Consider the following 12361-nt stretch of genomic DNA (forward strand, 5'->3'; position numbering starts at 1 on the left):
ACCAGAAAAGACCGATTTGCCTCGGTCCTGCCGAGCATGCACCGCGACACAGTGAATCATTCCCCGGACACCCCTGCACACGCGGGGAGAGGTATAGGCCGCCTTTGGCGGCCGTTCTCAAGAACGCCGAAGCGGAGCTTCGGCTATGACGCATCGTCAGATGCGTTCCGGGTGAGGGGGAGCCTCCACAAGTCCAACTGTCGCCGTTTACGCGGAGGCAGCCCCTCACCCCAACCCTCTCCCCGTAAGAACGGGAAGAGGGAGCACAGCGCCGTCGTTATTCGATCGAATCTCAACATGCACTCGGCCGACCAGGCTCGATCTTCCCCATCGGTCAGTCGGCGTCAGATGCGACGCGCGGGACGCTTGAGATCAGCGCTCCGGTCCTGCACGATGCGACCAAGCCGCGGCTCTGACTGCGGCATCGCGATCGGTTGCGATCGCCAAAAAAGATGATTGGGGAGAAACTCTCGATGAACCGCCGCGAACTCCTGCGCGCCGCTGCCGCATTGCCGCTTGCGCAGGCTGCGCTCGCCAAGCCAGCGTTTGCGCAAGCCGCCTATCCCAACCGCAATATCACGATGATCGTGCCGTTTCCGGCCGGCGGCCAGGCCGACCTTGCGGCGCGACCGGTGGCGCTCGCGCTGGAGCGTATCCTCGGCAAGCCCGTGATCGTCGACAATCGCGCCGGCGGAGCGGGCGGATCGATCGGCAATGCGCAGGCCGCGCGCGCCGAGCCCGATGGCTATACGCTGTTGATGACGCTGTCCTCGCTCGCGGTGCTGCCGGAAGCCGACCGGCTGTTCGATCGTCCGGTTGCCTACGAGGTGTCGCAGTTCGCGCCGATCGCGCGCGTGCTTGCCGACCCGACGCTGCTCGCGGTGCCGGCCTCGGCGCCGTGGAAGACGCTGCAGGAATTCGTCGACGATGCGAAGAAACGCCCGGGACAGATTCCTTACGGCTCGTCCGGTCCGTACGGCACGCTGCATGTCGCGATGGAGATGTTCGCGGCGAGCGCAGGAATAAAGCTGCTGCACGTGCCGTTCCGCGGCGCAGGCCCGGCGCTCACCGCGCTGCTTTCCGGCACCGTGCAGGCATTGGCGTCGGCGCCGGGCACGCTCAAGCAGCAGGTCGAGGACGGCAAGATGCGCGTGCTCGCCAATTGGGGCGCCGAGCGGATCGCGAGCTTCCCCGATCTGCCGACCTTCAAGGAACTCGGCTACAAGGACGTCGAGTTCTACATCTGGGCGGGACTGTTCGCGCAGTCAGCGCTGCCGGCGCCGATCATGGAGCGGCTGCGCGCGGCGATGGCTGATGCCGTGAAGGCGCCGGAGGTGATCAAGACTTTCGAGACTGCGGGCAGTCCGGTCGCCTATATGGACGCGCCGACGTTCTCAAAATTTGTTGCAGACGACAGCGCGCGGTTGATCGCGGCGGTGAAGAAGATCGGCAAGGTCGAATAGGGAACTCCCGGGACAAACTCTCTTCACTTTTAGTTGTCCGCGCGAACGATCCTTGGCCGCATTCATTGGGCAGCTTTGGAGCAAATCGCGGCGCGGGAACATGCGCGCGCGGGCCAGTATCTGGAACAACGGGAGCCCGACATGCGATCGCAGCGGATCGTCCTGAGCCTTGCCATAGCGATCGGCGGAGCTGTCACGGCAACGGCCGCCGTCGCCGAGGAGTATCGGGGAACCTGGGAACAGCAGATGGCGTGCACACCGGACGTGTGGCGGCTCTGCAGCGACCAGGTGCCCGACGTGCAGCGCATCGTGGCTTGCCTGCGGCAGAACACGCCGCAACTTTCCAACAGTTGTCGCGCCGTGTTCGAATCAAACGCGCAACAGTCGCAGACCCAGGGGCGGGCCCAACAGCCGCAAGCGCAGGGCCGTGCGCCGCAGCAGCCGCAGATGCAGCAGCGGCCGCGCGCACCACAGCCGATGCAGCCGGCGCCATCGCGGCCGCCGTTCGACGATGAGGATTAGTCCCCAGGTCTGACTTCGCAGACGTCGACCCATTCGGCCGCAGTCAGCTCCGCCATCCTGTCGGGCGTGATGCGGACCGCGCTGTGGGTCGAGCCTGCCGCCGGCACCACGACATCGAACGCCTTCAGCGACACGTCGCAATAGACCGGCAGCGGCGTCTTCAGCCCGAACGGGCAGACGCCGCCGACCTCGTGGCCTGTGATGTCGGCGACCTCGTCGAGGCCGAGCATCTTCGGCTTGCCGCCGAACGCCGCCTTCACCTTCTTGTTGTTCATCCGCGACGTCCCGGCGGCGACGATCAGCACCACGCGGTCGCCGACCCGCAGGCTCAGCGTCTTGGCGATCCGCGCCGGCTCGACGCCATAGGCCTCCGCCGCCAGCACGACGGTCGCGGAGCTAGTGGTGGATTCGATCACGGAGATTTCGGGCGCCTTCTCGGCGAAGAAGGCGCGGACAGACTCGAGGCTCATGTTGTTCAGGACCTTGCAGACACCAGGGCGGGAAGTTCGGAGAGACCGTGGATCCGGTGATCGGGCACGACGCCGAGCTCGTCCATCTGGGTACGTAGCGCCTTGAACATCGTCAATGGGGCGACCGTCTCGCTTTCGACGCAGGCCAGCGCCATCGCTTGCGGCGTCATCCGCTCGATCCATGCGACGTTGAGGCCGAACGACTTGGCACCGCAGGCGTCCCACGGATTGGAGGAAATGAACAGCACCTCCGCCGGCGGTACTTTCAGCACCTCCTCGATCAGCGTGTAGGCCTCGGGCGCCGGCTTGAACACCTTGTGGGCATCGACGCTGATGGTCGCGTCGAGCACGCGGTCTAGTCCCGAGTTGCGCACCAGCGCATTCAGCATGTCGGGGCTGCCGTTGGACAGGATCGCGAGCTTCTTGTCCTTCATCGCCTCGAGCGCGCCGACCGCATCCGGATACAGCGCCAGATGCTGATATTTGTCGATGATGCGGGCGAAGGTCGCCGCGTCATATTGCAGGCCGAGGCAGCGCAGCGTGTAGGCGAGGGAGTCGCGGGTTACGACAGCGAAATCCTGGTAGCGCCGCATCAGCGAACGCAGCCAGGAGTATTCGAGCTGCTTGATGCGCCAGACCTGCGTGATGATGTCGCCGTAGCCGGGAAACGCATCCTCGGTGACGTCGGCCACCGACTGGACGTCGTAGAGTGTGCCGTAGGCGTCGAAGACGATTGCCTTGATGGTCATTGTGATCTCTCTTGCCCGCCGATTGTCGCATACAGGAATTTCCTGAGTGCGTCGATGGATTGATCCCTGGCCACCTCGTTGAATTCGAGGTGATGACCGAGCAGCTGCACCGGCGTGCTGTAATGCGGCACGTCGAAACCGTGATAGGCGCCGGGATAAACAATCAGCTCGATCGGGTGTCCCGCATGATTCTGCCGGGAGATGCCGTAGTCGTCGCGGCCTTCGGCCAAGGTCCGGCACTCCTTGGCCGGCGTCCAGTCGTCGAGCTCGCCGACCATGATCAGCGTCGGCACCGTCATGTCGCCCTTGATGCTGAGGCAGGGCGGGTAGAATGCAACGGCTGCGCGGAATTTCTCTGCCGCGTTATGTTCGATCGCGCCACGCTCGACCGAGAGCAGGGCGAGCCAGGCGCCTTGCGAGAACCCCACCACCGCGACGCGACCGGGATCGACCGCCGATTGCCGCGCGAGATAGCTCAGCGCACGATAGGCGTCATGGACGGTTGCGGCCGGCGCGCCGCCCGTGCAGGCGCTGCTGATGCCGCGCGGCCCGAACCGGTCGACCGTGAGCGTGACATAGGCCCAGGCCGCCAGCCGCTTGCCCCAGCGCTCGTCGAGTTGCTTGAAGAAGCCGCCGCAGCCGTGCAGCAGCACCACGGCGGGCGAGGGGCCCGGTCCATCGGGTGTTCGCAGATAGCCTTGCAGCGGCTGCGCACTTACAAGCGGGCTCTCGAATTCGACGAACGCGGGCGGCTGCCCGCCGCGTGCCGCGCAGCAGAGCCCTGCGCTTCCGATCAGGAGTGCGGAGAGGGTGGCAAGTCCGGTGAAGTTCGTCATGAACCACCTCCGAAGCTTGCCGCCGACAATACTCCCTTAGATCATGATGCGCTTCCACGGAATCGCATCATGATCTCATCTCCTTGTTTGACCATGATCTCCGCGCAAACGCGTTCCGCGTTTGTCGCGAGGGAAAACCGCTTCGCACTTTTCCGGATCATGCTCTAGACGCCCAAAATCTTCCGCGCGTTGGCCTTCAGGACCTTCGGCCGGATCTCCTCGCGGATGTCGAGCTTGGCGAAGTCGGCGAGCCAGCGGTCCGGCGTGATCACCGGCCAGTCGGAGCCGAACAGCATCTTGTCCTGCAGGATCGAGTTGATGTAGCGGACCAGGACCGGCGGGAAGTATTTCGGCGACCAGCCGGACAGGTCGATATAGACGTTCGGCTTGTGGGTCGCGACCGACAGCGCCTCTTCCTGCCAGGGGAAGGAGGGATGCGCGAGGATGATCTTGAGGTCGGGGAAATCGGCCGCGACGTCGTCCATGTACATCGGGTTGGAATATTTCAGCCGCATCCCCATGCCGCCCGGCATGCCGGAGCCGACGCCGGTCTGGCCGGTGTGGAACAGCGCGATCGCGCCGCCGTCATTGATGGCTTCATAGAGCGGATAGGCCATGCGGTCGTTGGCGTAGAAGCCCTGCATGGTCGGGTGGAATTTGAAGCCGCGGACGCCGTATTCCTCGATCAGCTTGCGGGCCTCGCGGACGCCGAGCTTGCCCTTGTGCGGGTCGATCGAGACGAACGGGATCAGCACGTCGAGATGGTCGGAGGCGACCTCGAGCATTTCGTGATTGTTGTAGCGGCGGAAACCGGTCTCGCGCTCGGCGTCGACCGGGAAGATCACCGCGGCGATGTTCTTGGCGCGGTAGTAGGCCGCGGTCTCCGGCACGGTCGGCGGATGTTTGTGCGGCGACTTGAAGTAGTCGGCCATCTGCGCCTGGAAGTCGTCATAACCGTCGTCGCCATGCATGCCGCACGGCTCCTCGGCATGGGTGTGGATGTCGATCGCGGTGACCTTTTCGATGTCGGGCAGTTTGAGCTTGGGCATTCGGTTTCCCCGGCGGCGTGTTCATTGGTGATGGAAAATAATTATATAATATAACGATTTTCGCAAGCGCCGTGGCGGTTGAAGGAATATGACCGCGGGCCGAGCTCGGCCCGGCGCGAGGTCCGGTTCGGCCGGGGGGCGGGCGCGAGGAGGACGAAAACTCGATTCGGCGGCTGTGGCGCCATCGTCAAAAGGCGACGGCGGGTCCGACATTGGTCCGGATAATTGGTGGTCGTCGCCGTTTCCGAAGCGATCTCAATGGCGTGGCGCGGTGCCTGGCGCGGGTTCCCGGCCGGGACAGGCCCGAAAATCGGCCCATCTCGGTTGACATTTAACGGTCCGATGGCTTAGAACCCGGCCGTCCCGGGCGGCAGGCCGCTTGTCGGGATAAATCCCATTTTGCCAAATATTGGCATTGATCAGGTACGGCCTCCAACACGGGCCTTTCGAAGTAACAGGATTGTCCCATGAAGGTCCGTAACTCGCTCAAGTCGCTGCGCGGCCGCCATCGCAACAACCGTCTGGTTCGCCGCAAGGGCCGCGTCTACGTGATCAACAAGGTCCAGCGCCGCTTCAAGGCGCGCCAGGGTTGATCCGCCAAATCTGATCGACAAGGCCGATCCCGCCCGGATCGCCGGCCGATTCCGATCCTTCCTTCACAGGTCTTTGACGCCGCGCTGCTTTGCAGTGCGGCGTTGTGCGTCTAGACTTCGGCGATGGGATTAAAGCTCGGATTCAAGTTCCTAGGGCCCACCAACCGCCGGCTGGCGATCCTGATTGCCGCGCTTCTGGCCATGCCCGTTGCGGCCGTCGCGCAGGACGATCCGCGGGTGGTCCCGCCGCCCAGGGCCCAGAAAAAACTACCTGAAGCTCCGACCAAGCTGCCGAAGGTGCCGGCCGACCGGGCCCGCGGGCTGGATTTCCTGTTCGGCGCGCTGAAGGCCGCGCCCGACGAGGACAGTGCCCGCCATGTCGAGGCGCGGATCTGGGCGCTGTGGCTGCAAACCCCGAGCGATACCGCGGCGCTGTTGATGGTGCGTGCCAAGGCGGCAATCGACGCCCAGAATGTCGATGTCGCACTGAAGCTGCTGGACGCGGTGATCAAGCTCCGGCCCGACTATGTCGAGGCCTGGAACCGGCGTGCGACGATCTACTATTTGAAGAACGATTACGTTCGTTCGCTTGGAGACCTGCAGCAGGTGCTGACCCGCGAACCCCGCCATTTCGGCGCGCTGGCGGGCGTCGGCATGATCATGCAGGACATGGGCGACGACAAGCGTGCGCTCGACGCCTTCCGCAAGGCGCTGGCTGTCGATCCCTACCTCGAGAAGGTGCCGCAGATCGTCAAGCAGCTGACCGAAAAGGTCGAAGGCCGCGATATCTGATTGCGTGCGATTGATCGCGACCGTGGGGCGATGGCCGCGAATGGACACGTTGCTCGCGAGCTTGATGCTTGCTCGCGGTCCGGTCCGGCGCAGGAGGCTAGTGCAAGAACTTGCCGCGGGACGCGGTGTCCTGGGCTACGGCAGCATAGAATTGCTGAAGCTCCGCCTCCAGGTGCTCATTCACCAGCAACAGTGCCTTCAGGGCGCCGCGCAGGTCGCCATTGCAGCTCGCCACGATCTGATCGATGGCCGCATCGCTAGGGTCGGAAATCATGGTACTCCTCCGATTACTTCCCGTTGAACTCGTCATTCGGACGCCGGTTCCTGTGGATACCGTGTACAAACCAGGAAGCGTTCCAATGGCGTCCCGGTTTCGATGAAGCCTCGCGTCTGATGGCGAAATTGCCACCGCCAATCTATGAAATGACTAATGACGCAGGTATGAACCCGCTATCCACAGGCTGGGCGCATTGTGGACAACTCCGCGCCGGGGCGCGAGCCGGATAATCGACAATTGGCTTTCCGAACAAGAGCATGCCCTGGCAGGGGGCACATCGGCGCGAAACCTGATTTCGGCTTCGTCGTAATTGTCAGGTGCCCAATCAGGTGCCTAAGACCTTTCGGATCCCCTCGATGTTGACCGCAATCATTGCGCTGGCGGCCGCAGGGCTGGCCCTGGCGCTGGTGACACAGCTCGGCGCCCTGCTGATCCAGCGGGCCTTCCCGCCGCAGGGGCGAATGATCGATGTGGCCGGGGCGCGGCTGCATGTGGTCGAACTCGGCCCGCGCGATGCGGTCGGGCCGCCGGTCGTGATGCTGCATGGTGCAAGCTCCAATCTCCGCGCGATGCAGCCGCTCGGCGATCGCGTTGCCAAAGCGCGCCGGGTGATCCTGATCGATCGGCCGGGTCACGGCTGGAGCACCCGCGCGCGCGTCGCGGATTCGACGCCCGCGATCCAGGCCCGGATGATCGTGGAGGCGCTGACCAGGCTCGGCGTCGAGCGGGCGATCGTGGTGGCGCATTCCTGGGCCGGCGCACTCGCCTTGCGCATTGCGCTGGATCATCCGGACCGCGTCGCCGGCCTCGTGCTGCTCGCCCCTGTCGCCTATCCGTGGCGCGGCGGCGCCGGACGCTACAATGATGCGATCTCGACACCTTTGATCGGACCATTGCTTGCGCACACGATCACGCTGCCGCTCGGTTTCCTCGTCGCCAATTCGGCTACGCGCGGCGTGTTCGCGCCGCAGCCGGTGCCGGCTGATTTCGTCCGCGACAGCCCGTCGTTGCTCCTGCTGCGTCCGCGCGAGTTCATCGCCAATGCGCGCGACCTCGTCACGCTGAAGGCGGCCGTTGTCGAACAGGCCCCGCGCTATGCCGAGATCAGGGCGCCGCTGTCAATCATTTCGGGCGACGTCGACAAGACGGTCTCGACCGGCATCCACTCGCGGCCGCTCGCCGCATCGGCGCCGAACGCGAAGCTGACCGTGCTGCCGGACACAGGCCACATGGTGCAGTACGTCGTGCCCGATCTCGTGGCGTCCGAGATCGAGACGATGGCCGGCCTGATGGTGCGGGACGCGGTGACGGCGCAATAGCTGCCGCGCATTTGCGCCGCGCGAATGTGATCCGGCAAGGCTTGCGCCGCCGCGTGGCGCCGAACATCATGCAGCCCACGCGGTTTCGGATTGCAGCAAAGGACACCTCTCATGCGGATCGACAACATTGCCGACCTCATCGCTGAAACCCTTGCCCAGGCCGGCGTCAAGCGCATCTACGGTGTCGTCGGCGACAGCCTCAACGGCCTGACCGAGGCGTTGCGCAAGCGCGGCACGATCGATTGGCTGCATGTGCGTCACGAGGAGGTGGCCGCGTTCGCCGCCGCCGCCGAATCCCAGATCACGGGCGCGCTCGCGGTGTGCGCGGGCTCTTGCGGTCCGGGCAATCTGCATCTCATCAACGGCCTGTTCGACGCGCATCGCAGCCGCACGCCGGTGCTGGCGATCGCGGCGCAGATCCCGTCGGCCGAGATCGGCGGCGGATATTTCCAGGAGACGCATCCGCAGGACCTGTTTCGCGAATGCAGCCATTATTGCGAACTGGTGTCGGATCCGGCGCAACTGCCCTACATGCTGGAGAACGCGATCCGCGCCGCGGTCGGCAAGCGCGGCGTCGCCGTATTGGTGCTGCCGGGCGACGTCGCGATGCGGACGGCGCCGAAGCGCGACATCGCGCCGAATGCCGGCTTGCTGCCGCCGGCGCCGGTGGTGCGTCCGGCCGACACCGAGTTGAACGCGCTGGCGGCACTGCTCAACGGCGCGCGACGTGTCACGCTGTTCTGCGGCCGCGGCTGCGCCGGCGCGCATGACGGCTTGATCAAGCTTGCCGAGACGCTGAAGAGCCCGATCGTGCACGCGCTCGGCGGCAAGGAATATGTCGAATACGACAACCCCTACGACGTCGGCATGACCGGCTTCATCGGCTTTTCCTCCGGCTATGCCGCCATGCACGGCTGCGACGTGCTGCTGATGCTGGGCACCGATTTTCCCTACAAGCAGTTCTTCCCGACCGGCATCAACATCGCGCAGGTCGATATCCGCCCCGAAAATCTCGGCCGCCGCTGCAAGCTCGATCTCGGCATCGTCGGCGAGGTCGGCGAGACCATCGCCGCGCTGCTGCCGAAGCTCCATGTGAAGACCGACCGCAAGCATCTCGATGCCAGCCTCGCGCATTACAAGGACGCCCGCGCCGGGCTCGACGATCTCGCCCGCGGCAAGCCGGGCCAGAAGCCGATCCATCCGCAATATCTGGCGCGCCTGCTCAGCGAGCAGGCGAGCGAGGATGCGGTGTTCACCGCCGACGTCGGCACCCCGACGATCTGGGCCGCGCGTTATCTGAAAATGAACGGCCGCCGCCGGCTGGTCGGCTCCTGGGTCCATGGCTCGATGGCCAATGCAATGGCGCATGCGATCGGGGCGCAGGCGGCGCAGCCGGGACGGCAGGTGCTGTCGATGTCCGGCGATGGCGGCTTTGCCATGCTGATGGGCGATTTGATCACGCTGACCCAGGCCAAGCTGCCGGTGAAGGTCGTGATCTTCAACAACAGCGTGCTCGGCTTCGTCGCGCTGGAGATGAAGGCCGCCGGCTTCATCGAGACCGGGGTCGATCTGAAGAATCCGGATTTTGCGGCGATGGCCCGCGCCATGGGCATTCACGGCGTCAGGGTGGAGGATCCCGGCGAGCTCGAGGGCGCGATCCGCGACGTGCTCGCGCATGACGGCCCGGCGGTGCTCGACGTCGTGACCGCGACGCAGGAGCTGTCGATGCCGCCGACCATTACGCTGGAGCAGGTGAAGGGATTCAGCCTGTGGGTGCTGCGCGCGGTGATGAGCGGCCGCGGCGACGAGGTGGTCGATCTCGCCAAGACCAATCTGTTGCCGCGCTGAAAGGGGATGGCGTTTCGAAGAAAGGCCATCCCCTTCTAACGTCCGCCCCGGCATAGGCGCCGGGCGGACGGCGCGACCGATACCGCCGATTACTTCTGCTTGCCGTCCTTGTCGAACGAGGAGACGTAGGCCCAGAGGTTGTTGGCCTCGTTCTCGTTCTTGATGCCGGCGAATGCCATCTTGGTGCCGGGGATCTTGGCCTTCGGGTCCTTGATGTATTCGAGGAAGGTTTCCTTGTTCCAGGTGATGCCGGAATTCTTGTTGGCATCGGAATAATTGTAGTCCGGCGCGGAGCCGGAATGGCGGCCGTCGAGGCCGTTGAGCTCGGGGCCGACCTTGTTCTTGGCGCCTTCGCCGATTGCGTGGCAGGCGAGGCATTTATTGAACGAGGTCTTGCCGGCGGCGGCATCCTGCGCCAGCGCGGAGGATGCGGAAGCCAGCGATGTGACGACCGCCAGCGCGCTCAAGGTCTTTAGGTTCATGGGGTTCTCTTCGTTTCGTCCCGGGAGGTAGTGATCGTTTGTGGCATGTCCGGCTTGGACAGGACAAGCCACGAAACTTTGACAGGTTTCGCGGCCGCCCGCTTGTCCGAGAGAGAACTCGCCATTGCGGGGTGGGGCAATCCGACCTTCGGCCGGTGCACTGAAACAGGTGCAGACGTGATTGATTTGTCGTAACAAATCGGCGAAGGGCAAAAGCCCAGCCGAGGGAACAACGATGTCCATCATGATGCCGGCGGCCGACCAGGCCGTCCTCGCTCGCCGCGCCGAAATCGTGGCCGCCTTGCGCGCAATCGTCCCGGGCGAGGGCGTGATCGACAGCGCCGCCGAGATGCTGGCCTATGAATCCGACGGCCTGACCGCCTATCGGCAGCCGCCGATGGTCGTGGTGCTGCCCGATACCACCGAGCAGGTGTCGAAGGTGCTCAAATATTGCCAGGGCCAGGGCATCAAGGTGGTGCCGCGCGGCTCCGGCACCTCGCTGTCCGGCGGCGCGCTGCCGCTTGCCGACGGCGTGCTGCTCGGGCTCGGCAAGTTCAAGCGGATTCGCGAGATCGACTTCGACAACCGCGTCGTGGTCACCGAGCCCGGCGTCACCAACCTCGCGATCAGCCAGGCGGTCGCGCATGCCGGCTTTTATTACGCGCCCGATCCGTCGTCGCAGATCGCCTGCTCGATCGGCGGCAATGTCGCGGAAAATTCCGGCGGCGTGCACTGCCTGAAATACGGCATGACCACCAACAACGTGCTCGGCTGCGAGATCGTGCTGATGAGTGGCGAGATCCTGCGCATCGGCGGCAAGTCGGCCGAGAATGCCGGCTATGATTTGATGGGAATCATCACCGGCTCGGAAGGGTTGCTCGGCGTCATCACCGAGATCACCGTGCGCATCCTGCAGAAGCCGGAGACGGCGCGTGCGCTGATGGTCGGCTTCGCCGAGGTCGAGGCGGCCGGCGAATGCGTCGCGCGGATCATCGGCGCCGGCATCATCCCGGGCGGCATGGAGATGATGGACAAGCCCGCGATCCACGCCGCGGAGGCGTTCGTTCACGCCGGTTATCCGCTGGACGTCGAGGCGCTGTTGATCATCGAGCTCGACGGCCCCCAGGTCGAGGTCGACGAGCTGATCAAGCGGGTCGAGGCGATCGCGCAAGGCTGCGGCTCGACCTCCTGCCAGATATCGACCTCGGAGGCCGAGCGCAATCTGTTCTGGGCCGGCCGCAAGGCGGCGTTCCCCGCGGTCGGGCGCATCTCGCCGGACTACCTCTGCATGGACGGCACCATCCCGCGCGGCGCCTTGCCGAAGGCCCTGGCGCGGATCCGCGACCTCTCGGAGAAATACGGCCTCGGCGTCGCCAACGTGTTCCACGCCGGCGACGGCAATCTGCACCCCTTGATCCTCTACGATGCCAACAAGCCGGGCGAGATCGAAAAGGCGGAGGCGTTCGGCGCCGACATCCTGCGCTGCTGCGTCGAGCTCGGCGGCGTGCTCACCGGCGAGCACGGCGTCGGCATCGAGAAGCGCGACCTGATGCCGGACATGTTCACCGAGATCGACCTCAACCAGCAGCAGCGGCTGAAATGCGCCTTCGATGCGGAGGGTCTGCTCAACCCCGGCAAGGTGTTTCCGACCCTGCACCGCTGCGCCGAGCTCGGCCGTGTCCATGTCCACGCCGGCAAGCTGGCCTTCCCGGATATCCCGCGGTTCTAGTGTCCCGAATCCGAAGTTCCCATCATTTGCCGCACCTTCGGAGCGAACTTCGGATTCGATAAGGACACTAGCAAACTTCTGATTCTAGTGTGCTTTGTGAATGCGAAGTTCGTGAAAGTGGCTGCCGCGAAATCGCACGAACTTCGCCTTCAGCACACTAGGTGGTGTGGACTCTAAGGATTCCCTTTTGAGAGCAAATCAGATTCAAGGCTTCTTTTTGGGAGGCGGCCTT

Annotated in this window: 13 protein-coding genes; 7 read left to right on the plus strand and 6 right to left on the minus strand. The window is 64.6% G+C overall.

Annotation, left to right across the window (positions count from 1 at the left end):
- Positions 1 to 473: 473 nt before the first annotated feature.
- Both Q2M23_RS42320 and Q2M23_RS42325 read left to right on the plus strand, forming a co-directional pair.
- Positions 474 to 1463, plus strand: coding sequence for a tripartite tricarboxylate transporter substrate binding protein (locus Q2M23_RS42320; RefSeq protein WP_316399309.1), 990 nt, complete (start codon positions 474 to 476; stop codon positions 1461 to 1463).
- A 141-nt stretch (positions 1464 to 1604) separates the two neighbouring features.
- Positions 1605 to 1985, plus strand: coding sequence for a hypothetical protein (locus Q2M23_RS42325; protein ID WP_168856521.1), 381 nt, complete (start codon positions 1605 to 1607; stop codon positions 1983 to 1985).
- On the opposite strand, the gene Q2M23_RS42330 is transcribed toward Q2M23_RS42325, so the two are convergent.
- From Q2M23_RS42330 to Q2M23_RS42345, 4 genes are all read right to left on the minus strand, one after another.
- A complete protein-coding gene (locus tag Q2M23_RS42330; RefSeq protein WP_316399310.1) occupies positions 1982 to 2455 on the minus strand; it encodes a YbaK/EbsC family protein in 474 nt (157 codons plus the stop codon). The two genes, Q2M23_RS42325 and Q2M23_RS42330, sit on opposite strands and share 4 nt — an antisense overlap.
- Before the next feature lie 5 nt (positions 2456 to 2460).
- Positions 2461 to 3204 (minus strand): haloacid dehalogenase type II, encoded by a 744-nt coding sequence (locus tag Q2M23_RS42335; RefSeq protein ID WP_316399311.1) that lies wholly within the window; start codon positions 3202 to 3204, stop codon positions 2461 to 2463.
- Positions 3201 to 4040 (minus strand): dienelactone hydrolase family protein, encoded by an 840-nt coding sequence (locus Q2M23_RS42340; RefSeq protein WP_316399313.1) that lies wholly within the window; start codon positions 4038 to 4040, stop codon positions 3201 to 3203. Before Q2M23_RS42340 ends, Q2M23_RS42335 begins: the two co-directional genes overlap by 4 nt.
- Positions 4041 to 4204: 164 nt before the next feature.
- Positions 4205 to 5089: an amidohydrolase family protein gene (locus Q2M23_RS42345; RefSeq protein WP_316399315.1), complete on the minus strand. Its 885-nt coding sequence runs from the start codon at positions 5087 to 5089 to the stop codon at positions 4205 to 4207.
- 467 nt (positions 5090 to 5556) lie between these two features.
- Here Q2M23_RS42345 and ykgO point away from each other — a divergent pair, with 467 nt between their 5' ends.
- Positions 5557 to 5682 (plus strand): type B 50S ribosomal protein L36, encoded by a 126-nt coding sequence (gene ykgO, locus Q2M23_RS42350; protein WP_002718645.1) that lies wholly within the window; start codon positions 5557 to 5559, stop codon positions 5680 to 5682.
- Between the two features lie 123 nt (positions 5683 to 5805).
- The gene (locus Q2M23_RS42355) at positions 5806 to 6474 is read left to right on the plus strand and encodes a tetratricopeptide repeat protein (protein WP_316399317.1); all 669 of its coding nucleotides are present in this window, start codon (positions 5806 to 5808) and stop codon (positions 6472 to 6474) included.
- Positions 6475 to 6571: 97 nt separating this feature from the next.
- Here the strand turns inward: Q2M23_RS42355 and Q2M23_RS42360 are convergent, their stop codons facing one another.
- Positions 6572 to 6748, minus strand: coding sequence for a hypothetical protein (locus Q2M23_RS42360; protein ID WP_018269760.1), 177 nt, complete (start codon positions 6746 to 6748; stop codon positions 6572 to 6574).
- Positions 6749 to 7107: 359 nt separating this feature from the next.
- Here Q2M23_RS42360 and Q2M23_RS42365 point away from each other — a divergent pair, with 359 nt between their 5' ends.
- Both Q2M23_RS42365 and poxB read left to right on the plus strand, forming a co-directional pair.
- Entirely contained in the window at positions 7108 to 8070 is a 963-nt protein-coding gene (locus Q2M23_RS42365) for an alpha/beta hydrolase (protein WP_316399318.1), read from the plus strand.
- A gap of 111 nt (positions 8071 to 8181) precedes the next feature.
- Positions 8182 to 9918, plus strand: a complete 1737-nt coding sequence (gene poxB / locus Q2M23_RS42370) for a ubiquinone-dependent pyruvate dehydrogenase (RefSeq protein WP_168856526.1) — start codon at positions 8182 to 8184, stop codon at positions 9916 to 9918.
- A gap of 89 nt (positions 9919 to 10007) precedes the next feature.
- On the opposite strand, the gene cycA is transcribed toward poxB, so the two are convergent.
- Positions 10008 to 10400, minus strand: coding sequence for a cytochrome c-550 CycA (gene cycA, locus Q2M23_RS42375; protein WP_018269764.1), 393 nt, complete (start codon positions 10398 to 10400; stop codon positions 10008 to 10010).
- Positions 10401 to 10635: 235 nt separating this feature from the next.
- Between cycA and Q2M23_RS42380 the strand changes: the two genes are divergently transcribed.
- Positions 10636 to 12129 carry an FAD-linked oxidase C-terminal domain-containing protein gene (locus tag Q2M23_RS42380; protein WP_076827554.1) on the plus strand — a complete coding sequence of 498 codons (1494 nt, stop codon included), beginning with the start codon at positions 10636 to 10638 and terminating at the stop codon, positions 12127 to 12129.
- Positions 12130 to 12361: the final 232 nt, after the last annotated feature.

Origin of the sequence: Bradyrhizobium sp. 33ap4 (assembly GCF_032654765.1) — a bacterium.
GTDB classification, from domain to species: domain Bacteria; phylum Pseudomonadota; class Alphaproteobacteria; order Rhizobiales; family Xanthobacteraceae; genus Bradyrhizobium; species Bradyrhizobium australafricanum.